This window comes from Methylorubrum sp. GM97, from assembly GCF_024347855.1.
GTDB classification, from domain to species: Bacteria; Pseudomonadota; Alphaproteobacteria; order Rhizobiales; family Beijerinckiaceae; genus Methylobacterium; species Methylobacterium extorquens.
Genome location: NZ_AP025942.1, coordinates 2,756,789 through 2,778,342, shown reverse-complemented (window position 1 = coordinate 2,778,342; position 21,554 = coordinate 2,756,789). Strand labels below are relative to the sequence as shown.

Sequence of the window (21,554 nt, the reverse complement as noted above, 5' to 3'; positions counted from 1 at the left end):
CCCGAGGCTCAGTGCGCGTGGGCGCCCGAGGCTCCGATGCCGGTCTCCGAACGCACGAACTGGGCATCGAACGCGGCCCGCTCGCGGTCGGCTCGACGGGTCCTGTCGATCTTCGAGACCGCCCAGATCGTCACGAAGGCCAGCGGCATCGAGAACAGGGCTGGGTTCGCGTAGGGGAACAGGGCCGCCGGATGACCGAAGGTCTTCACCCAGACCGCGTCGGACAGCACCACCATGACCACCGCCGCCAGGAGTCCGACGAGGCCGCCGATGAGCGCGCCCCAGGTCGTGGTGCCGCGCCAGAGGATCGACATGGCCAGGACGGGGAAGTTGCAGCTCGCTGCCACGGAGAAGGCGAGCCCGACCATGAAGGCGACGTTCTGGTTCTCGAACACGTAGCCGAGATAGATCGCCACGATGCCGATGCCGACGGCGGAGGCCTTGGAGAGGTTCACCTCCGCCCGCTCCGTGGTCCGCCCGCGGGCGAAGACCTGCGCGTAGAGGTCGTGGCTGATCGCCGAGGCGCCGGCGAGCGTCAGGCCCGCCACCACCGCGAGGATCGTCGCGAAGGCCACCGCCGAGATGAACCCGAGGAAGTACGGTCCACCCACCGCGTTGGCGAGGTTCACGGCCACCATGTTGGTGCCGCCGACCATGTCCTTGATCTTGTCGTAGGTCGTGCCGTCCGCGCCGAGCTTGAAGTAGCTCGGGTCGGACATCAGCAGGGCGATGCCGCCGAAGCCGATGATGAAGGTGAGGATGTAGAAGTAGCCGATCAGGCCGGTGGCGTAGAACACCGACTTACGCGCGGCCTGAGCGTCGGACACCGTGAAGAAGCGCATCAGGATGTGCGGCAGGCCCGCGGTGCCGAACATCAGGCCGACGCCGAGCGAGAGCGAGTCGATCGGGTTCGAGACGAGGCCGCCGGGCGCCATGATGGCGTCGCCCTTCGGATGGGTCTGCACGGCAGTCGCGAACAGCTTTTCCGGGCTGAAGCCGTACTTGTAGAGGACGGCGCCGGCCATGAAGGTCGCGCCGCCGAGCAGCAGGCAGGCCTTGATGACCTGCACCCAGGTCGTCGCCTTCATGCCGCCGAAGGCGACGTAGATGATCATCAGCGCGCCGACGATCACCACCGCGTAGAGGTAGGGCAGGCCGAACAGGAGCTGGATCAGCTTCCCCGCGCCGACCATCTGCGCGATCAGGTAGAACGCCACCACGACGAGAGTGCCGGTCGCCGAGATGATGCGGATCGAGGTCTGGTCGAGGCGGAAGCTCGCCACGTCGGCGAAGGTGAACTTGCCGAGGTTGCGCAGACGCTCGGCGATCAGGAACAGCACGATCGGCCAGCCGACGAGGAAGCCCGTCGAGTAGATCAGGCCGTCAAAGCCCGAGGAATAGACGAGCCCCGAGATGCCGAGGAAGGATGCCGCCGACATGTAGTCGCCGGCGATCGCCAGGGCGTTCGTGCGCGCCGAGATGCCGCCGCCGGCCGCGTAGAAGTCGGCCGCCGACTTCGAACCCTTCGCCGCCCGGTAGGTGATACCGAGGGTGAACAGGACGAAGAACAGGAACATGAAGATCGCAGGCCAGTTCGTGGCCTGCTGCTGCACGGCGCCGAGATCCGGCCCGGCTGCGAGCGCCGGGGTCGCGCCGACAAGGGCGGCGCCGAGAAGGGGGACGAGGCGGATCATTTGGCAAGGCTCCGGATGAGGTCGGCCGAGAGCCGGTCGTAGCGGGTGTTGGCGCGGGCGACGTAGATCCCCGTCAGCACGAAGGCGAAGACGATGACGAACATGCCCATGTAGAAGCCGAGCGAGCCCGTGCCGCCGACCTTGGTGGCGAGCAGCGCCTTGTCGAAGGCGATGAGGCCGATGAAACCGAAATAGACGAACAGCATCAGGCCGGTGAGGATCCAGCCGAAGCGTGTGCGTTCGTGCACCAAGGTCTTGAAGGTCGGGTGCTCGGCGATGCGGTCGAGCCGGTGATCGGGCTCGGGCATGTCGAGGGCTCCTGCCCCATGGAGCGAGCGGGCGTCCGACGTCGCGGATGGTCCCACCGTCTGGATGGTGCTCATGAATCTCCTCCGGCGCGATCGTGGCCCAGCGCGGCGAGGGCCGGGATCGGCTGCTTATTCTTTAAGGACGACAATCAGGGCGCTGGCGCTCGCCCCGTCAGGACCCGCGACCGGCGCGTCGGAAGCGGACGCCCGGCACGCCGGTTTCCGGCAAAAGTCGTTGCGTGAAACGGCTCCGGCCGCGCGAGACGGCCGGAGCGGTCGGCACCGCTCAGGCCGAGCGGTTCTGGCGGTTCTCGATCAGGTCATCGACCACGGCCGGCTCGGCCAGGGTCGAGGTATCGCCGAGCGAGCCGAAATCGTCCTCGGCGATCTTGCGCAGGATGCGGCGCATGATCTTGCCGGAGCGGGTCTTCGGCAGCCCCGGCGCGAACTGGAGCAGATCGGGCGAGGCGATCGGGCCGATATCCTTGCGGACCCAGGTGACCAGCTCCTTGCGCAGTTCATCCGTGCCCTCCTCACCCTCGTTGAGGGTGACGTAGGCGTAGATGCCCTGGCCCTTCACGTTGTGCGGATAGCCGACGACCGCCGCTTCCGAGACCTTCGGATGGGCGACGAGGGAGGATTCGACCTCCGCCGTACCCATGCGGTGTCCGGAGACGTTGATGACATCGTCCACGCGGCCGGTGATCCAGTAATAGCCGTCCGCGTCGCGCCGGGCCCCGTCGCCGGTGAAGTAGAGATCCTTGTAGGTCGAGAAGTAGGTCTGCTCGAAGCGCTCGTGGTCGCCGTAGACCGTACGCATCTGGCCGGGCCAGCTGTCCTTGATGCAGAGGTTGCCCTCGCAGGCGCCGTCGAGAATCTTCCCCTCGGCATCGACCATCACCGGCTGCACGCCGAAGAACGGAAGCGTGGCCGAGCCGGGCTTCAGCCGCGTCGCCCCCGGCAGCGGGGTGATGAGGATGCCGCCGGTCTCGGTCTGCCACCACGTGTCGACGATCGGGCAGCGGGAATCGCCGACGACGCGGTAGTACCAGTCCCAGGCTTCCGGATTGATCGGCTCACCGACCGAACCCAGCACCCGCAGGGATTGGCGCGAGGTCTTCTTTACCGGCCCCTCGCCGCCGCCCATGAGCGAGCGGATCGCGGTCGGCGCGGTGTAGAAGATGTTGACCTTGTGCTTGTCGATCACCTCCCAGAAGCGGGAATTCGACGGATAGGTGGGGATGCCCTCGAACATCAGCGTGGTCGCGCCGTTCGCGAGCGGACCGTAGACGATGTAGCTGTGCCCCGTGACCCAGCCCACATCGGCCGTGCACCAGTAGACGTCGCCTTCGTGGTAATCGAAGACGTATTGGTGGGTCATCGAAGCGTAGACGAGGTAGCCGCCGGTGGTGTGCACCACGCCCTTCGGCTGGCCGGTCGAGCCCGACGTGTAGAGGATGAAGAGCGGGTGCTCGGCCTCGACGGCCTCCGCCGGGCATTCGTCGGTCACCTGTTCGGCGGCCTCGTGGTAATAGACGTCGCGGCCAGGCTCCATCGCCACGTTGCCACCCGTGCGCTTCACCACGATCACGTGGTCCACGAGATCCTTGTCGAGGCGCTTGATCGCCTCGTCCACGTTGGCCTTGAGCGGCACCTTGCGCCCGCCGCGCAGGCCCTCGTCGGCCGTGATGACGAGTTTCGAGCCGCAGCCCTTGATCCGGCTCGCCAGCGAGTCGGGCGAGAAGCCGCCGAAGACGATGGCGTGGATGGCGCCCAGACGCGCGCAGGCCAGCATCGCGTAGGCGGCCTCGGGGATCATCGGAAGGTAGAGCGTGACGCGGTCACCCTTGCCGACGCCGCGATTGCGCAGGACGTTGGCCATCCGGCACACTTCGGCGTGCAACTGCCGGTAGGTGATGTGCTTCGACTCGTTGGGGTCGTCGCCCTCCCAGATGATCGCCGTCTGGTCGCCGCGGGTCGCGAGATGACGGTCAATGCAGTTTAGCGCGACGTTGGTCTTGCCGTCCTCGAACCATTTGATCGATACGTCACCCGGCGCAAAGCTCGTATTCTTGACTTTGCTGAACGGCGTCGACCAGTCGATCCGCTTGCCATGCTCGCCCCAGAACGTCTCAGGATCAGAAACGGAGGCCTCGTACATTTCCTTGTACTTGGCTTCGTCGATCAGAGCCCGGTCCCGCCAGGCATCTTGAACGTCGATGACCTTCTCGCTCATTTGGTTTCTTCCCTGCCGGTGCCCGATCGTATCGCGAAGGTCCGCGCAGCCGGGGCTTCCTCAGAACTCTTAAGCGCACATGAATACACCCGGCAAGCACCAAAAAGTCGAGGTCGGCAGTTTTGCGCAATCGAGTTGCACAGTAATTCATTGGAGGCGTCGCGCACACTGACGGTCTTCCGGAACAAGTCCGGGAAACGCTTGTCGTATCATGGGAATTGGGCAGGCGCCGCCGCGGTTCCCACCGGCGCGCCGTGTGTCAGGCGGCCGGAAACAGCATCTCGACGAGGGTGCCTTCGTCCTTGCGGCTGCTGATGCGGAACCGTCCGCGATTGGCCTCCACGAGCGCCTTGGTCAGCGTCAGGCCGAACCCCTTCTCGTCCCCCTCCGGAACAGCGCCGAGATCGGCCCCGAACGGCTCGAGTGCGCTCATTAGCTCGTCTTCGGTCATGCCGGTGCCGGTGTCGCGCACACGCAGGGCGACCTCTCCCTGCTCGGCGAGCGTGGTCGAGACGATCACCTGTCCGCCGGCCTCGGTCACGCGGATCGCGTTTCCGAGCACGGTCAGCGCCGCCTGCCGGATCGAACGCTCGTCCGCCTTCATCGCCGGCAGATTGGGGGCAAGGCTGGTGCGCAGGACGATGCGGTCGCGCGCCGCCTGGGGCTGCTGCGCGGCAATGCACGAAGCGACCAGCTCGTTCAGCGCAAGGTCGGCGAAGGTGAGCTTGCCGCGGCCGGCCTGAATCTCGGCAAGATCGAGCAAGTCGTCGATCAGGGCGGCAATCCGGCCGCCGGAGAGACGCACTTCGCGTAAGTAGGCCTCCAGACGCTCCGCATCCGCCCGGTCGAAGCGGTCGGAGAGCATCATGTCGGTGAGGCCGAGGATCGCGTTGAGCGACGGGCGGATCTCGCGGCTGACCCGCGCGAGCGCGTTGGCCTTCCAGACACCCTCCGCCTCGGGCTCGCTCCGCCGCACAGGTTCCGCGACCGGAGCCGGAGGCGCCACGTCCTCATCGCGGATCTCGCGCAGGCTGGCGCAATAGCCCGGTGCATCCTCCCCGAGCAGCCGGGCGATGCGCAGGCGCAACGCCGCCGCCCCAGTGCGCACGGTCACGCCGTGGACCTTGCTCGTCCCCGAGCGGCGGGAATCGGTGACGGCGGTTTCCAGCGCCGACAGGCTCTCGGACGCGAACAGGTCGGCAAAGCGCCCGCCCACAACCTCCTTGGGATGGGCATGGACGAGTTCGGCAGCGCTCGGGTTCAGGCCGACAACGCGGCCCTCGGCATCGAGGGTGACGACGCCGTCCTCCAGACTATCCAGCACCTTCTCCGCCCGCAGCCGCGCGGCATTGGCCGGAAGTTGGATATCGCCGGCAGCGGGCATGGCCCGCGCAAGGCAGATTTCGGCCTGCGCCCCCTCCCAGACGAGGCCGGCCCGATCGACGAGAAGCGCCACCGTGCCGCCTTCGGGCCGCGCGAAGGGCACCGGCCCGATGATCTCCCGATCCCTGGGCGGCAGCCCGCGGAAGAGATGCGCGAGGCCCGCCTGACGCAGGGCCGGCAGATCGGCGTAGCCGGTGAGATCGAGGAAGGTGCGGCTGGCGAACAGCATCTCGCTGCCGCGGTAGACGAGCACGCCGAGAGGCAAGCTCTCGAGCAGCTCGGTGAGTGCGAGACGCGCACGCGTCTCAGCCTCCGAAAGGCGGCCCTGCGGGATCGGAAAGGGCATCACCGAGCCGCTTGGCGCGGATTCGGGGCGCGCGGGCGGCGGCGCCGCGTCGTCCCCGTCTTCGTCGGGAGCGAACCGCAATCCGAGAACGCGCGCGACTTCGCGGAAGGCGGCATGCTCGTTCACCGACAGGCCGGATTCCGCCTCCGTCTCATCGACCGGGGCCTCCTCCTGCAGGTTCTCCAGTCCGTCTTCCTCATCCTCGACCGCACTCTCCATCACACGGGCGCGACGCTCGCCGAGGATGGCGAAGCCGCCGAACCCGGAGAAGTCGTCCGTCGAACGGCCCGCAGGAGCGCCCGAGATTTCGAGCGCGTGCTCGTAGGCACGACCGCGCACCAGAAGCGGCAGGGTCCGAAAGGTGCGCCGGCCCGCGAGCGCTTCCGTCAGCGCCGCGCCCTCGATCACACCGTCGGCGGCGAGCATCGCCCAGGAGCGGCCGGACAGGGCTTCGGCGAGGTCGGGATGGGTGCGCGAGACATGGGTCAGCACACCATCGGCATCGCTGCGCCAGATCACACGGAGCGGCAGTTCCGCCGTTTCCACTTCCGGCACCGGGGATGGCACCGGGGATGGAAACGAGGCCTCGGGCTTCGCGACATCCGGGCCCGAATCCGCCGGGGGCGGATCGGCCTTGGCAGGCCCGCTGTCGAACGGCCGCAAGGCCGGCAAGGATCCGATCGGGGCGAGGAGCAGGACCGGATGCCCCTCGTCGATTGCGACCCGCGCGGCAAGGGCGACCACGGGCGGCGCGACACCGCGGGGATCGAAGCGCAAACGGATCATGCGGGGCCGTGTGCCCAGGGCACCAGCGCGGCGGATCTGCTCGGACAGGCGAAGAGCCGCAAGGACGGTGCCGTCCGAACCGGCGACGCCCGCCCGCAGCGGGAGCGCCGCACCGGCGGCGTAGAGGATGCGCTCGGCTGCCTCGTCGAGAACGAGCAGAGCGCTGCCCTCGCGAACGAGATGCGCGATCGATGCGTCGTCTCTCCAGCGCGCCAACGCGTCACGAATGGCCGCATCGTCGCCCGGATAGGAAGCCTGCACTGCGCGGTCCGACATCCGAACCCTGGTCATGAACCCCTTCATCGCCCTGTCGCCGGTCGTTCGGGGCATGAACACCTGAGCCCTGTGTAACTTAACTGCGGCCAGACGTGGACACTGAAGCCTGCCGCCACACGTTTATCAACTGGTAACCTCAATTGGTCCCCCGGGGCTGGAAAAAAGGTTACCCCTGCGCTATTGTGCAGTGCACATTGTGCGCCGCACAACGAGCGCCCGATGCCAACATCAGGAGAGAGACGTGACAAACACTCCGAATTACGAAGTCCCGACCGAGATGCGCGACTTCGCCGAGAAGAGCGTCGAGCAGGCCCGTAAGGCGTTCGATTCTTTCATCGGCGCGGCCCGCCGCACCGCCGACACCGTCCAGGGCTCGACCGACCTCGCCCGCAGCAACGCCACCAGCATCTCCTCGCGCGGCTTCGAGTACGCTGAGCAGAACGTCAACGCCGCGTTCGACCTGGCGCAGAAGCTCGTGCGCTCGCGCGATGTCCAGGAGGCCATGCAGCACCAGGCGGAGTTCGTGCGCGCGCAGTTCGCGGCGATTCAGGCGCAGGCCAAGGAGTTCGGTGGCCTCGCACAGAGCGCGTTTCAGCAGAGCGCCGAGAACGCCAAGAGCGTCATGCAGCAGGGTGCCGCCGACGCCCGCCAAGCCTACGAGCAGGGCGTCGAGACGGCCCGCGAGAGTGCCAACGACGCGCAGAAGTCTTCTTCCTGACGCACCCTCCGCACTACGGTTCGGATGGCACGTAAGGCCGACGGCCCGCTCCCAACGGAGTGGGCCGTCCTCGTTTCGGGCCTTACCCCTCTGGTTTCATCCAGAAAAGCGGTCTCCCGCTCCGCCTCTTTTCCGCCGCCGGGGCACAGCAAAGCTCCCCGCCTCGCCGGCTCCGTAAGAGGCGGCCCAGCGGAGGTTTTGGACACGATGCGTCCCGTTCGTACTCTCGGTCTCGCGGCCCTGATCGCCGTCGCGACCGGAAGCCTCGCGCCCGCCCAGGCACAATATTACGACGACGGCTACGATGCGCCTCCGCCCCGCGCGCGCGCCTATCGCGATCGCGACTGGGGTGGTCCCCCACCGCGCCGAGCCATGGGACTCAATTGCGACGCCGTGCAATCGGGCATCAGCGGCCTGCAGCCGTTCTCCTGCCCTCTGCCCGGCCCGCGCCCGCTGGGCGCTCGCTGCTTCTGCGATATGCCGGTGTCGTTCCTGAACGGTCCGCGTACGGCCGTCGGACGCGTCGCACCGTAAACGCCTTCTCGCACGACGACGGTCGGCGGGCCGCGATGCCCGGACACCGAGCCGATACGAGAAAAGCCGCGCCGGGACGGCCGGCGCGGCTCTTCTCGAAGGTTTCGATGATCCGGCGCGTCAGTTGACGATGACGGTGGCCCCAACCTTCACGCGGGAATAGAGGTCGGTGACATCCTCGTTGGTCATGCGGATGCAGCCCGAAGAGACGGCCTGCCCGATCGTGTCCGGCTCGTTCGAGCCGTGGATCCGGTATTCCGACTTGCCGATATACATCGCGCGGGCGCCGAGCGGGTTCTCGATGCCGCCGGCCATGTAGCGCGGCAGGTCGGGACGACGGGCGATCATCGCCGCCGGAGGCGTCCAGCCCGGCCATTCGCGCTTGGCGGTGATCTTGTTCACGCCGCTCCAGGTGAAGCCCGGACGCCCGACGCCCACGCCGTAGCGAACGGCCTGGCCACCCGGCATCACGTAGTAGAGACGACGCTCGGCCGTGGAGACGACGATCGTGCCCGGAGTGTAGCGGCTGTTGTACTCCACGACTTCGCGGGGAATACGCGCCACCTGTGCTTGAGCGGCCTCGTCCTCTCCGTAACCCTGGCTATAGCCTCGCGCGCTGGAGCCGCGCTGCGTGGCGTAGGGGTCGTAGACCGGCCAGCCGCCTCGCGACGACTGCTCCTGGTAACCATCGTCGTCCGAGCCGAACGGATCGTAGGGCGCAGCGTTTGCAGCGCCCATCGTGAGAACACAGACGCCGACAACGCCGGCGAGAACAGATGCCAAGGTCTTCATCGCAGGGGCCTACCTGTGCAGTAATCTTTGCCATTACAAGCGTGACTGTGCTTGGTCGGTTCCCTGCTGTTTACGGATTTTCCACGACTCGGCCGTCCGGCGGTTCACATCAGCTTGGCCATGGCGATGTGGTTACTCCCGAATCGGCCACGGCCCAGCGTGACGCGCGCCCCGCCTCGGGCCGTCATCCGAGAGCCACGGCACGGCCAAGGACGGCCGGCCGCCGAGTCGCGGCAGCTCGTGGCGGACGCTGTGCATCAGGCGCGCCGCGGGAAGTATTGCTCGGGTTACCAATTCGATGAAGCCTCCCTCGCGGCGCTTGCCGGAAAGGCCGCGGCGTTCCGCGAGAGTGTCCATCAATAAGGCCGGCCCAATGCTCTGACGTCGCGCGGCAAATCCGCGTCAGAGCCCAATCAAACCATGGTTCATTTTATTTCTTGACCCGCCCCGCCTCATCTGATCGCCTCGAAACCCGAAAGAGATCGGAGGGATGGTCGGCTTGCTTCTCGAAAAGCGGAAGTGACTTACGGTTCTCAGCTCGATCGGCGGACCGACCTCAGCTTTCGCCTGCTGGCAGGATTATCTTGGACGACACCGCGCATCAGGAGCGGACCGACTGGGAACTCGTCTATGCCGGCATGGGCGCGGGCGTCGTCCGCCTGATCGGGGCGACCCTGTTCTTTCAGCGTCGTCGGCGCGACGCGGTCGCGGCCTGACGATCACCCAGCACGGCGCCGATAGCTCAAGACGATGCTTCCCGCGCGGTCAGCTGACCGGGGGCGACGGATCGCGGGCGGCCCGCTCGGCCTCGACCAGCACATCGAAGGCGCGCCAAGGCTTCGGGATGAACACCGCCCCTTCCGGCAAGGACGTCCCGTTCTCCGGTTCGACGCCGGAGGTCACGACCAGCCGGGTGCGCGGCCAGAGAGTGGCGATGGCGCGGGCAAGCTGAAGTCCATCCATCGCCCCCGCCAGACGGATATCGGCGAAGACCAGAGCGACGTCGCCGCCTCTCTCTTGCAGGACGCTCAAGGCACGCTCGGCGCTGTCGCAGCCGATCACGCGCAACTCGGTTTCTTCCAGCACGCTCTCGGCCAGTTCGCGGGTGTCGCGCTCGTCCTCGACCACGAGGGCGATGCGGGCGTCCGGACGCTCGACCTTCGCCGGCGCGGCGCGTTCAGCGTGATCGACCCGCCGAACCAGGGCGGCGAGATGGTCGGGAATGCCCTCGGCGACGAGGTTGTCGTAGCAGGAGGCGAGCGCCTGCCCGATCTGATCGAGTTTCATGCTCGGCAGAAGCGGATCATCGGCGAGCCCCCGATGCGATCGGTCTCGAAACGTGTCGTTCAAGGCGAAACGATCCTCCCCTGCGCGTCCGGGCCGCACCACACCACAACAAAGCGGTCGGGCGCCGCTCAGTTGCGTCGAAGGAGGATTTTCACCGTCGCGGGCCCGCCGCGCGGCGGGCGGCCGCAGCTCTACTGAACGGTCTCGGCGTCGGCGAGCGCGACAAGGCCGGCCACGGTGCGAACGTCGCGATAGCGGTCGCCGCGGGCGTTCATCATCGCCTCGAACTTCTGGTGCACCTGGGCGACCGAGAGGCTCGCGGGCTTGCGATGGCGGCCTCGGCCGGTGGTGCCGGCAAAGAAGATCGACCGGTTGGCCCGGGCCGGGCCGGGCAGCAGGGTCGCGGCGGCGGCGGTCGGCTTGTCGACCACCTGGGACAGGAAGTTCTCGGCGTCCTCCGGCCCGAGGAAGTGCGCGAGGTAGACCTCGCCGAGAGTCAGCTCGCGGCCGATCTTCAAGGCGATGCGTCCGGCGTCGCGCTTCAGCATCTCGCCGGCCATGACGGCCGAGAGGTAGGGGTCGCGGCGCAGGTCGAGGATGCGGGAGCGCTCGGCCTGATCCTGGATCGACGGCCGGTCGTTGCCGTCCGGAACGATCAGGCCGGCCTCCTTCTCGTAGCCGTATCGGGGTCCGAAATCGCGGATCACACCGAGCCAAGTGCGCTCGATGAACTGGAACAGGCCGGTGGCCGAGGAGGTCTTGGCCTGGACGGCGGTGATGAAGCTCGACTCCTTGTCGGCCACCGCCATGAGCAGCACCGGATCGGTCTGCACCGCCTGAGCCGCCTTCACGATCGTCTGCACGAGGTGGCGGCGGATCTTCATCGGCCCGAATTCGAGGATGTCGTTCGGATCGCCGGTCGAGGTCTGCGAGAGCAGGAAGTCGTAGGAGACGCGGTCGACCGTGTTGGTGCCGAGTTCGGTGTCGAGATCGCCCACGGGGTGGAAGCTCGCGGAGGCGGCCAGCACGCTCGACACCGGCATCTCGGGCGCGAGCGCCTGAAGGCGCGGCTTCGGCATGGCGAGATCGGACACCTTGGTCGACGCCTCGGCCCGGCCAAAATCGGTGCCGGCATTAAGCAGAACCGCGCTCAGCCCCCGGCGAGCAGGGTCATGGACAGGATGGAGCGGACCAAAGCCGTGCGGCTGCCGTGATCACGTCCCGTCCGGGAATTCAGGGTGATGGCGTCGGAGGACGGGGTGGGACGCCCGCTCTTGCGAGGAGCGTGAGAGGAAATCTTGGTGGTCCGCGGCGATCCAATCGAACGGCCCTGCATCGTTGTCGTCGCTCACTCTTCGTGATGGCGCCAGCGGCGTATGGGCAACAGTTACGCCGCCGGATGTGGCGCAAACACGGCCGAGGTTGTGGCATCCCCAAGGCATTGCGGGGCAATTTGCGGGCAAGCTGAGCCATTTGGGCGGTTATCCCCGGACTTGTCCCCAAGGAACGCGCGAGGGCTCGACCTTGGAGGCCGCAGCGTCCATCGCGGATCGGCGACAGCGGCCGGCGACAGCGGCCGGGGTGCACATCCTTCTACTTTTACTTCTACTCTGACAGAGACATCGAAAACGCTGTCCGACGAAGTGGTGACCGGTTCGTCGAAAGAAGGCTCCGCCAATCAAGCGCCTGTCTACGCCAGCCTAATCCAATCAGGTTGGATACGGCGCCAACAACGAGCATTATAAATCCGATTTCAACAAACCTCTACAAATTATGAAATTCTTCATCGTCTTGATTTTTTACACTTCGAGCGGCGTCGATACGACATAAACTGCGAAAACCCTTTAACTCCGTGTACTGATTCTTGAGGCAATAGAATGCCCGCCACACCCGGGGTTACCCATGCCAAAAATTTCACTCAGCGTTCGAGCATCCCTGGGATGCCTCTTTGCAGCGATGCTCGTCGTGTCGATCCTGCAGGGCGCTGCCGCCTATTGGAAGATCAACAGCATCTCTACTGTCACGAATGATATTCTCGAGAATACTATTCCCTCCATCAACGAAGCACATGCAATCAACGCGCTCATTCTGCGCACGCGTCTTTGGCAGGCTCGCTACATGACGCCCGAGAATGAGGCGTCGAGAGAGCAGAGCAGAGCCAGAATTGTCGAGTTCGCAACAGAACGCGACCAAAGGGTTGCGGCATACCAATCGCTCGTCGCCAGCGCGGACGAGCAGCAGACGTATGATGAGTTGAAGTCGAAGCTTGATCTGCTGAGAGCCGATGGCGAACGCCTGCGGGCTTTCCCGAATGAGCGCTACGACGAGGCCATCGCGTTCTTCCGCGGCTCGATGTACGCCAACTACCTCTCCGTCTCGGCCGCAGCACGCAAGCTCGTCGATATCAATATTGCGAATGGCAAGAAGGCCGATGCCGCCGTCCGGTCGGAACAGGCTTCGGCGATGCGGAGCACGCTGCTCATCCTCGGCCTTGCCGTCCTGATCGCCCTGAGCGCGATGACCTTCTGCTTCCTGGGCGTCTCGCGTCCGATCGAGCGGATGACCGCGGCGATGCGGCGCTTGGCCGGCGGGGACGCAGCCTCGGAGATTCCCTATGCCAGCCGCCAGGACGAGATCGGTGCGATGGCCGGCGCCGTGCAGGTGTTCCGCGACAATCTCGTTCGGACCCGCCAGCTCGAGGAGGAGACGGCGCTCGCGCGTGCTTCAGCTGAAGAGCAGCGCAAGGCCGGCATGCGGCAGATGGCCGATGGCTTCGAGGCCGCGGTCGGCGGCATCGTTGGCATGGTCTCCTCGGCCGCCAGCGAGTTGCAGGCCACCGCCCAAAGCATGAGTTCCACCGCCGGACAGACCGCCACCCAATCCACCAGCGTGGCGGCGGCCGCCGAGCAGGCTGCGGCCAACGTCAACACCGTGGCGGCGGCGGCCGAAGAACTCGGCTCGTCGGTGGCCGAGATCAGCCGGCAGGTTTCCGGCTCGGCCGACCTCGCCCAAATGGCGGTGGCGGAGGCCAATGCCACGGCGGGCCTCGTGCAGGAGCTGGCGCAATCGGCCAGCCGCATCGGCGACGTGGTGGCCCTGATCTCGCAGATCGCGGGGCAGACGAACCTCTTGGCGCTCAACGCCACGATCGAGGCGGCCCGTGCCGGCGAGGCGGGGCGAGGCTTCGCGGTCGTGGCCGCCGAGGTCAAGGAACTCGCCAACCAGACCGCGCGCGCCACCGAGGAGATCGGGCGGCAGATCGGCCAGATCCAGGGATCGACGGATCAGGCGGTCGGCGCGATCGGCGGAATCGGCACGCGCATCCGCGAAATCGCGGGCGTCGCGGCCTCGATCGCGACGGCGGTGGAGGAGCAGGGCGCGGCAACCCAGGAGATCGTCCGCAACGTTGCCCAGGCATCCGCCGGGACGAGCGAAGTGACGACGAACATCGCGGGCGTGGCGGGTGCGGCCGAGGAGACGGGTGCAGCCGCCGCGCAGGTGCTGGCCTCGGCCTCCGAGCTGTCGCGCCAGTCCGAACACCTCAACGCCGAGGTCGGGAACTTCCTCGCCACCGTGCGCGCCGCCTGACCGGAACCCGGCTCGACTTGTGAGCTACGCTGCGGCCCTCGCTCGATGAGCGGGGGCCGTTCGCATTCTGGGCCTTTAGCGATCGATCGACGACGCGAATGGTGCCGTCCACGATGCGGTCAGCAGACGACCGAGTGGATCGGGCCTCACCTTCGATCCCTCCGATCTCACAGCCGTCGGAGCGCCACGCTCTCGATGCGATGGCTCGGCCCCTTGGCCAGGATCAGACCGGCCCGCTGGCGCGTGGGCAGGATGTTGTCGCGCAGGTTCGGCAGGTTGATCGTCGTCCAGAGTCGGTCGGCGATCTCCAGCGCCTCGGTCTCGGTGACCTCGGCGTATTTGCGGAAATAGGAGAGCGGATCGCGGAAGGCGGTCTGGCGCAGGCGCAGGAAGCGGTTGACGTACCAGCGGTGCAGGTCGTCCTCGTGCCCGTCGAGATAGATCGAGAAGTCGAAGAAGTCGGAGACGAAGGGGATCGCGGTGCCGTCCCGCGGCAGGCGCGCCGGCTGGAGGACGTTCAGGCCCTCGACGATGAGGATGTCGGGTGATTCGATCACCTGCTCCTCGCCCGGCACCACATCGTAGACGAGGTGGGAATAGACCGGGGCGGCGACGCGCCTGTGCCCGGCCTTGATGTCGGCGAGGAAGCGCAGAAGCGCCGCGCTGTCGTAGCTCTCGGGAAAACCCTTCCGCTCCATCGCGCCCATACGCTGCAATTCGGCGTTGGGGTGAAGGAAGCCGTCGGTCGTGATGAGATCGACCTTCGGCGTGTTGGGCCAGCGGGCGAGCAGCGCCTTCAGCACCCGCGCCGTGGTCGATTTGCCGACCGCCACCGAGCCGGCCAGGCCGATAATGTAGGGCACCTTGGTGTCGTGGTCGGCGAGCAGGAAGCGCTGCGTCGCCTTGAACAGCCCCTGGGTTGCCGCAACGTAGAGCGAGAGCAGGCGGGAGAGCGGCAGGTAGATCGCCACGACCTCCTCGATCGAGATCGGGTCGTTGAGCGATTGCAGGCGGCCGATATCCTCGGCGCTCAGCGTCAACGGGGCATCGGCTCGTAGCTGCGCCCATTCGTCTCGCGAAAAGATCCGATAGGGCGAAAGGCGGCTCGGCCCGTGGCCGGTCACCGGATTCTGGCGCTCCTCCGGTTCGATCCCCGCCGACGGGATCGGGGCGCCGATCATGTGTGCCTCCGCGCCGCCTTCTCGGCGAGCCCGCTCTGGGCGGTGCGCCGGCCAAGCTCCGCCATCACGTCGTCGAGCGGCACGCCCGCCGCCTTGAGCGTCACGACGAGATGATAGAGCACGTCCGCCGCCTCCGAGACGAGCGCTTTGGGGTCGCCCTGCACCGCGGCGATGACGGCCTCGACCGCCTCCTCGCCGAGCTTCTTGGCCGCCTTGGCCGGCCCCTCGGAGAGCAGCTTTGCGGTGTAGGAAGTCTCGGGGGGCGTGCCGGCGCGGCTGTCCACGAGGGCGGCGAGGTCGTCGAGGCTGAACTTCGTCATAAGGCGCGCAAGCGGAAACCGTATCATGCGGTACCGCCTGATCGGATACCGGCACTTTAAACCCTGCGCAGGCTCGGGCCCCCGGTCAAGGGGCGCGGGCATCCGCCCACCGGATACCCGTTACGGATCGAGCCGCATCGCAAGTCCGGCGGCGGCCATGTGGGCCTTCGCCTCGCCGACCGTGTGGTGGCCGAAATGGAAGATCGAGGCAGCCAGCACCGCGCTCGCGCCGCCGTCACGGACGCCCGCCACAAGGTCGTCGAGCCCGCCAACGCCGCCGGAGGCGATCACCGGCACCCGCACCGCATCGGCGATGGCGCGGGTGAGCGCGATGTCGTAGCCGGAGCGGGTGCCGTCCTTGTCCATGGAGGTGACGAGGAGTTCGCCCGCGCCCCGCTCGGAGACCGTGCGGGCGAATTCGACCGCGTCGATCCCGGTCGGGTTGCGGCCGCCATGGGTGAAGATCTCCCAGCGCGCGGCCTCGTCCGGACCGGAGACCCGCTTGGCGTCGATCGCCACGACGATGCACTGGTCGCCAAACTTCTCCGCCGCCTCGGCGACGAAGTCGGGGTTCTTCACGGCGGCGGTGTTGATGCCGACCTTGTCGGCGCCCGCGAGCAGGAGCGTGCGCACATCGGCAACATTCCGCACCCCGCCGCCGACGGTGAGCGGCATGAAGCAGGCTTCCGCCGTGCGGCTCACCACGTCGAGCAGGGTGCCGCGCGCCTCGTGGCTCGCGGTGATGTCGAGGAAGCAGAGTTCGTCGGCGCCGGCCGCATCGTAGGCCTTGGCCGATTCGACCGGATCACCGGCATCGCGCAATTCGAGGAACTGCACGCCCTTCACGACGCGCCCGTCCTTCACGTCGAGGCAGGGGATGATGCGGGTCTTCAGCACGCGTGAATGCCTTCAGGCTGTCGGGGCCGGCGGTCGGAGGGTCGCGATCACGCGGCGCTCCCCGCGTCACGGCTCTTGTCACGGCCCTTGGCACGGGCGATGGCGGCGAGCGCTTCCTTCGGGTCGATGCGGCCGTCGTAGAGGGCGCGGCCGGTGATGGCCCCGGCCAGCACGGCGCAGTCCGGCTCCAGCAGCCGCTCGACGTCGGCGATCGAGGCGAGGCCGCCCGAGGCGATCACCGGGATGCTGACGGCCGAGGCCAGCGCCAGCGTCATCTCGATGTTGAGGCCCTTGAGGATGCCGTCGCGGGCGATGTCGGTGTAGATGATAGCGGCCACCCCCGCATCCTCGAAGCGGCGCCCGAGCTCTTCCGCGGTCATGCTGGAGGTCTGGGCCCAGCCCTCCACCGCCACGCGCCCGTCCTTGGCGTCGATGCCGACGGCGATGCGCCCGGGATGGAGGCGGGCCGCCTCACGCACGAAGGCGGGATCGCGCACGGCCGACGTGCCGATGATGACGCGGCTCACGCCCTTTTCGAGCCAGCCTTCGAGGGTGCGCATCTCGCGCACGCCGCCGCCGAGCTGCACCGGCAGGCGCACCCGCGCCAGGATCGCATCGACCGCCGCGGCGTTGCGGGGCTCGCCGGCGAAGGCACCGTCGAGATCGACCACATGGAGCCAGGAGAACCCCTGAGACTCGAAGGCCGCCCCTTGCGCGGCGGGATCGTCGTTGAAGACCTTGGCCTGGGCCATGTCGCCTTGAACGAGGCGGACGCAGCGCCCTTCCTTGAGGTCGATGGCCGGATACAGGATCACGCGTCAGCTCGCGAATACGATGTGTCGGACAAAGGCGGCCCTCAGGGGCGCCAGCGCAGGAAGTTGCCGAGGAGCGCGAGACCGAGGTGCTGGCTCTTCTCGGGGTGGAACTGGGTGCCGGCCATGTTGTCGCGCGCGATCATCGCCGTGACCCGGCCGCCATACTCGGCATGGGCGACCACGTCCGCCGGCTCAGAGGCCTTCAGCGCGAAGCTGTGGACGAAATAGGCGTGGAGCCCACCCTCCCCGATCGCGATGTCGCGCAGCAGGGCGTGCTCGCGGTCGACATGCAGGGTGTTCCAGCCCATATGCGGGATCTTCAATGCTGGGTCAGCCGGCTCGATCGGAGCGACGTCGCCGGGAATCCAGTTCAGGCCCGCGGTCTCCTCGTATTCGAGGCCGCGGCTCGCCATGAGCTGCATGCCGACGCAGATGCCGAGGAACGGCTTGCCCTGCGCCCTGACGGCCTCGGTCATGGCATCGACCATGCCGGGCACCGCATCGAGGCCGCGGCGGCAATCGGCATAGGCGCCGACGCCGGGCAGCACCACGCGGTCGGCGCCGGCCACGGCTTCCGGCACGTCGGTGACGACGATGCGGGTGCCGTCGAGCCCGGCCTCGCGGGCCGCGCGCTCGAAGGCCTTGGCCGCCGAGTGGAGATTGCCCGATCCGTAATCGATGATCGCGACGGTCTGCTCGCTCACCGTCCACCCTCGCTCGCGGGGAAAAGGCCGATCACCGCATCATCGCCGCGGCGATGCGTCGGGCGGCTCACGGCCGTTGTGGCGAAACCCGTTGCCGCGGCGCCGGGAACCGACGCGGCATCGAGCCAGCGGGCGGCGGCCTTCAGTTCAGCCTCCTCCTGCGAGCCGGCCATCACCGCGTCCTGAGCGGGCTTGCCCCGGCGGCCATAGGTCCAGCGGCGCAGGCTCGACGCCTCCATGCCGATCAGCAGGCTCACCAGCAATGTGACGATCAGCGCGGCGAAGGGCGAGAGGCCGAGCGCCCGCCCCGCCAGTGCAAGGGCGACGAGCCCCACCAGCACGATGAGCGCGGCGAGCCAGAGCCGGTGGCGCAGGAACCACAGCACCGTGAAGGCGAAGGCGCTCCAGGAGAAGCCATCGCGCACGAGATGCGCCTGTTCCAGCGCCCGCGGGTCACCCCGAACCGAGCCCTCGGGAACGTGCAGCGTGTAGGTCCGCATCCTCGCTCCTCCTCAAATGGTCTCAGAGCGATCCCTTGGTGGAGGGAACGCGGCCATCCTCACGCGGGTCGATGGCGACGGCATTCCGCAAGCTCCGGGCCAGCCCCTTGAAGACGCTCTCGGCAATATGGTGCGCGTTCTCGCCGTAGAGAGTCTCGACGTGCAGCGTGATGCCGGCATTCATAGCGAAGGCCTGGAAGAACTCCCGCACCAGTTCGGTGTCGAACTGGCCGATCTTCTCGACCCGGAAGCTCGTGCGGAACACGAGGAACGGACGACCGGAGATGTCGATCGCGATGCGGCTCAGCGTCTCGTCCATCGGCAGGTGGATGTCGGCGTAGCGGGCGATGCCGCGCTTGTCGCCGAGCGCCTGAGCCACCGCCTGGCCCAGCGCGATGCCGGCATCCTCGGTGGTGTGGTGCTGATCGACGTGCAGGTCACCCTCGACCTTGATCGTCACGTCGAACAGGCCGTGCCGGGCGAACAGCTCCAGCATATGGTCGAGGAAACCGACGCCGGTCGCGATCGTGGCCTTGCCGGTGCCGTCGAGATCGATCGAGACGGACACGTCGGTCTCTGCCGTGCGGCGGCTGATGCTGGCTGTACGCATCGGATACGGGTGTCTGATCCTGGAACGGGCAGCAGGCCTTAACGGCCGGCCTGGCCTGCCTTGTAGTGTGGTTTTGCCCGGCGGGGGAAGGGTCTTGAAGGGTGGTCTTGGCGGCGATCCTGCCTGAACTGGCACGGGACGACCCTCGACGTCATCCGCCGGTCATGCCGGCGCGCCAGCCTGCCGGGGTCACCGATGCCGAGAAGCCGCATGCTGTCCCGCCGTTCCGTCCTCACCGCCAGCGCCGCGCTCCTTGCTGCCCGAGCCGGAGCCGCCGACGGGCCGCTGCGCTTCGGCGTGATCGCCGATCCGCAATATGCCAAGGCGCCGCCCAACCTGACGCTCGGCCGCTACTACGCCAACAGCCTCGATAAGATGCGCGCAGCCGTCGATGCCCTGAACGGCGAGGATCTGCGCTTCGTCGTGACCCTGGGCGACATCATCGACCGCGACGTCGCGAGCTACGACCGCATCCTGCCGATCTACCAGACGCTGCGCCACGAGACCCGGTTCCTGCTCGGCAACCACGATTTCGAGGTGGCGCCCGAACATCGCGGGCGGGTGCCGGGCCTGCTCGGGATGGAGGGGCCGTACTACGACTTCGTGGTGGCCGGCATCCGTTTCGTCGTGCTCGACGGCAACGACGTTTCGCTGTTTGCCCCGCTGCCGGGTGATCCGCGCCGGACGCTGGCGGCGGAGCGCCTGGAGCAGGCCAAGACGGCGGGGCTCGTCAACGCCAAACCCTGGAACGGGTCGCTCAGCGAGTCGCAGTTCGCGTGGCTGGAGCGAAGGTTGGCGGCGGCGCGGACGGCCGGCGAGCGGGTCGTGGTGCTCAATCACTATCCCGTCGCACCCGAGAACCCGCACAATCTCTGGGATGCCGGCCGGCTCACCAGTCTTCTCGCGGGGCAGCCGCACGTGATCGCCTATTTCAACGGTCACAATCATGCGGGCAACTACGCCGAGCGCGACGGAATTCACTACGTCACCTTTCACGGCATGGTAGACACGCCGGACAGCTCGGCCTTCGCCGTGGTGGGGATCGCGGGCGACCGCCTAGAGATCCGCGGGTTCGGCCGCGAGCCGAGCCGCTCACTGACCCTCAAGACCGCCTGAGGACGCCCGGCTCCGACGGCTCGGAGCATCCTCCATGCGTTTCCTCGCCGCCGCCGTTCTCGTGTCGCTCGCGGCCTCGCCCGCCCTGGCGGCCTTCCCCTGCGACGAGCTGTGGGGTGAGCGCAACGCGATCTACAAGGATGCCGGCTACTGCTTCCGCACCGAGCGCGCGATCCGCGCCTTCGGAAATTCCGGCTGCAAGTACGACGAACTGGCCGACGTGCCGCTCTCCGCCCGCCAGCGCGCTGACATCGCCGACATCCAGCGCCAGGAACGCGAGAACGGCTGCGCGCGCTGATTTCTTTGCAGGCGCTCTCCGTCGCGGCGAGCGCCTGCCTCTCCCCGCAGACTGGGAGCGGCGGACGCATCATCGATTGATGGGGCAGTCCGCCGAAGCAGCCGTCAGCCGTTCAGCACACGCCCGGCCACCGCATCGAGCTTGGCCAGCAGCTCCGGGTCACGGTGCGCGGGTGCCGTCATGATCGCGCCGTCCAGCGCCCGGTGCGAGCCCGCCGGGCACTCCTCGCGCTCTTCGGGGAAGTCGCGGGCGACGCGGGACACGAGCTGGGCCGCCTTGTCGGCGTTGGCACGGGCGACGGCGATCACCGAGGCCACGTCCACGCTGTCATGGCTCGGGTGCCAGCAATCGTAATCCGTCACCATGGCGATGGTGGCGTAGGTGATCTCGGCCTCGCGGGCGAGCTTGGCCTCCGGCATGTTGGTCATGCCGATGACGTCGAAATTCGCGGCCTTGTAGTGCTTCGACTCGGCCATGGAGGAGAATTGCGGCCCCTCCATGCAAACGTAGGTGCCACCCTTATGGACGGTGATGCCCTCGGCTTCCGCCGCGGCGGCGATGCGACGCTGCAGCAGCGGCCCGACCGGGTGGGCGAACGGCACATGGGCGACGCAGCCATTGCCGAAGAACGAGGTCGCGCGCCCAACGGTGCGGTCCACGAACTGATCGACCAGCACGAACAGGCCGGGATGCAGCTCGTTGCGGAACGAGCCGCAGGCCGAGAGCGAGACGATGTCGGTCACGCCCGCCCGCTTGAGCACGTCGATGTTGGCGCGGTAGTTGATGCCGGTGGGGGAGAAACGGTGGCCGCGCCCGTGGCGGGCGAGGAACACCACCTTGGTCCCACCGATGCGGCCGATCCGCAGCGCGTCGGAGGGCTCGCCCCAGGGCGACGAGATCGCCTCTTCGCGGACATCCTCCAGGCCGGGCAGGTCGTAGACGCCCGAGCCGCCGATCACGCCGAGAACCGCTGCCGTCATGCAATAATCCCTTGTGTGTAGACTGTGGCCAAGGCCGAGAGGCACGCGGCGCATCCGCTCTGCGCAAAGCGTCGTAAGTCCCGGCGATGACGTTTTAATTGCGCCCGAATCGGTTCGCCCGGGGCTGCGGAACCTTTACCGTAGGCGTTCCCCCACACGCAAACGGGCCCGCGAGGGGCCCGTTC

20 protein-coding genes and 1 pseudogene are annotated in these 21,554 nt (G+C 67.5%); 6 read left to right on the top strand and 15 right to left on the bottom strand.

Annotation, left to right across the window (positions count from 1 at the left end):
* Window positions 1–8: 8 nt before the first annotated feature.
* From MSPGM_RS12770 to MSPGM_RS12755, 4 genes are all read right to left on the bottom strand, one after another.
* Window positions 9–1,694: a cation acetate symporter gene (locus MSPGM_RS12770; RefSeq protein ID WP_003597383.1), complete on the bottom strand. Its 1,686-nt coding sequence runs from the start codon at window positions 1,692–1,694 to the stop codon at window positions 9–11.
* The gene (locus MSPGM_RS12765; RefSeq protein ID WP_003597382.1) at window positions 1,691–2,077 is read right to left on the bottom strand and encodes a DUF485 domain-containing protein; all 387 of its coding nucleotides are present in this window, start codon (window positions 2,075–2,077) and stop codon (window positions 1,691–1,693) included. Before MSPGM_RS12765 ends, MSPGM_RS12770 begins: the two co-directional genes overlap by 4 nt.
* 211 nt (window positions 2,078–2,288) lie before the next feature.
* Window positions 2,289–4,238 (bottom strand): acetate--CoA ligase, encoded by a 1,950-nt coding sequence (gene acs / locus MSPGM_RS12760; RefSeq protein ID WP_012752884.1) that lies wholly within the window; start codon window positions 4,236–4,238, stop codon window positions 2,289–2,291.
* 259 nt (window positions 4,239–4,497) lie between these two features.
* Window positions 4,498–7,029, bottom strand: coding sequence for a PAS domain-containing sensor histidine kinase (locus MSPGM_RS12755; RefSeq protein ID WP_012752883.1), 2,532 nt, complete (start codon window positions 7,027–7,029; stop codon window positions 4,498–4,500).
* A 241-nt stretch (window positions 7,030–7,270) separates the two neighbouring features.
* Here MSPGM_RS12755 and MSPGM_RS12750 point away from each other — a divergent pair, with 241 nt between their 5' ends.
* Both MSPGM_RS12750 and MSPGM_RS12745 read left to right on the top strand, forming a co-directional pair.
* Window positions 7,271–7,747 (top strand): phasin, encoded by a 477-nt coding sequence (locus MSPGM_RS12750; RefSeq protein ID WP_003597379.1) that lies wholly within the window; start codon window positions 7,271–7,273, stop codon window positions 7,745–7,747.
* Window positions 7,748–7,954: 207 nt separating this feature from the next.
* Window positions 7,955–8,281, top strand: a complete 327-nt coding sequence (locus MSPGM_RS12745) for a hypothetical protein (RefSeq protein ID WP_003597378.1) — start codon at window positions 7,955–7,957, stop codon at window positions 8,279–8,281.
* A 120-nt stretch (window positions 8,282–8,401) separates the two neighbouring features.
* On the opposite strand, the gene MSPGM_RS12740 is transcribed toward MSPGM_RS12745, so the two are convergent.
* Window positions 8,402–9,073: a L,D-transpeptidase gene (locus MSPGM_RS12740; RefSeq protein ID WP_043706714.1), complete on the bottom strand. Its 672-nt coding sequence runs from the start codon at window positions 9,071–9,073 to the stop codon at window positions 8,402–8,404.
* A gap of 584 nt (window positions 9,074–9,657) precedes the next feature.
* Here MSPGM_RS12740 and MSPGM_RS12735 point away from each other — a divergent pair.
* Window positions 9,658–9,789, top strand: coding sequence for a hypothetical protein (locus tag MSPGM_RS12735; protein WP_261925661.1), 132 nt, complete (start codon window positions 9,658–9,660; stop codon window positions 9,787–9,789).
* Between the two features lie 49 nt (window positions 9,790–9,838).
* Here MSPGM_RS12735 and MSPGM_RS12730 read toward each other — a convergent pair whose 3' ends face one another.
* Window positions 9,839–10,360, bottom strand: a complete 522-nt coding sequence (locus tag MSPGM_RS12730) for a response regulator (RefSeq protein WP_003597371.1) — start codon at window positions 10,358–10,360, stop codon at window positions 9,839–9,841.
* Between the two features lie 191 nt (window positions 10,361–10,551).
* Window positions 10,552–11,696 (bottom strand): annotated as a pseudogene (locus MSPGM_RS12725) (transglycosylase SLT domain-containing protein).
* 566 nt (window positions 11,697–12,262) lie between these two features.
* Here MSPGM_RS12725 and MSPGM_RS12720 point away from each other — a divergent pair.
* Window positions 12,263–13,948 carry a methyl-accepting chemotaxis protein gene (locus tag MSPGM_RS12720; RefSeq protein WP_080577024.1) on the top strand — a complete coding sequence of 562 codons (1,686 nt, stop codon included), beginning with the start codon at window positions 12,263–12,265 and terminating at the stop codon, window positions 13,946–13,948.
* 167 nt (window positions 13,949–14,115) lie between these two features.
* On the opposite strand, the gene coaA is transcribed toward MSPGM_RS12720, so the two are convergent.
* The 7 genes from coaA to hisB form a co-directional block, all read right to left on the bottom strand.
* A complete protein-coding gene (coaA, locus tag MSPGM_RS12715) occupies window positions 14,116–15,129 on the bottom strand; it encodes a type I pantothenate kinase (RefSeq protein WP_003597366.1) in 1,014 nt (337 codons plus the stop codon).
* Complete coding sequence (locus tag MSPGM_RS12710; protein WP_012752879.1) at window positions 15,126–15,449, bottom strand: phosphoribosyl-ATP diphosphatase; 324 nt, start codon at window positions 15,447–15,449, stop codon at window positions 15,126–15,128. The genes coaA and MSPGM_RS12710 overlap by 4 nt, the downstream gene beginning before the upstream one ends.
* 120 nt (window positions 15,450–15,569) lie before the next feature.
* The gene (gene hisF / locus MSPGM_RS12705) at window positions 15,570–16,346 is read right to left on the bottom strand and encodes an imidazole glycerol phosphate synthase subunit HisF (protein ID WP_003597362.1); all 777 of its coding nucleotides are present in this window, start codon (window positions 16,344–16,346) and stop codon (window positions 15,570–15,572) included.
* A gap of 47 nt (window positions 16,347–16,393) precedes the next feature.
* A complete protein-coding gene (hisA, locus tag MSPGM_RS12700) occupies window positions 16,394–17,161 on the bottom strand; it encodes a 1-(5-phosphoribosyl)-5-[(5-phosphoribosylamino)methylideneamino]imidazole-4-carboxamide isomerase (RefSeq protein WP_003597359.1) in 768 nt (255 codons plus the stop codon).
* A 41-nt stretch (window positions 17,162–17,202) separates the two neighbouring features.
* Entirely contained in the window at window positions 17,203–17,865 is a 663-nt protein-coding gene (gene hisH / locus MSPGM_RS12695) for an imidazole glycerol phosphate synthase subunit HisH (RefSeq protein WP_003597357.1), read from the bottom strand.
* Window positions 17,862–18,365 carry a DUF2628 domain-containing protein gene (locus MSPGM_RS12690; protein WP_003597356.1) on the bottom strand — a complete coding sequence of 168 codons (504 nt, stop codon included), beginning with the start codon at window positions 18,363–18,365 and terminating at the stop codon, window positions 17,862–17,864. Before MSPGM_RS12690 ends, hisH begins: the two co-directional genes overlap by 4 nt.
* Before the next feature lie 22 nt (window positions 18,366–18,387).
* Complete coding sequence (gene hisB, locus MSPGM_RS12685; RefSeq protein WP_003597355.1) at window positions 18,388–18,975, bottom strand: imidazoleglycerol-phosphate dehydratase HisB; 588 nt, start codon at window positions 18,973–18,975, stop codon at window positions 18,388–18,390.
* A gap of 210 nt (window positions 18,976–19,185) precedes the next feature.
* Between hisB and MSPGM_RS12680 the strand changes: the two genes are divergently transcribed.
* Both MSPGM_RS12680 and MSPGM_RS12675 read left to right on the top strand, forming a co-directional pair.
* Window positions 19,186–20,091: a metallophosphoesterase gene (locus MSPGM_RS12680; RefSeq protein WP_003597354.1), complete on the top strand. Its 906-nt coding sequence runs from the start codon at window positions 19,186–19,188 to the stop codon at window positions 20,089–20,091.
* Window positions 20,092–20,125: 34 nt separating this feature from the next.
* Window positions 20,126–20,389 (top strand): YARHG domain-containing protein, encoded by a 264-nt coding sequence (locus MSPGM_RS12675; RefSeq protein ID WP_003597353.1) that lies wholly within the window; start codon window positions 20,126–20,128, stop codon window positions 20,387–20,389.
* Between the two features lie 104 nt (window positions 20,390–20,493).
* On the opposite strand, the gene MSPGM_RS12670 is transcribed toward MSPGM_RS12675, so the two are convergent.
* Window positions 20,494–21,369, bottom strand: coding sequence for an S-methyl-5'-thioadenosine phosphorylase (locus MSPGM_RS12670; protein WP_003597352.1), 876 nt, complete (start codon window positions 21,367–21,369; stop codon window positions 20,494–20,496).
* Window positions 21,370–21,554: the final 185 nt, after the last annotated feature.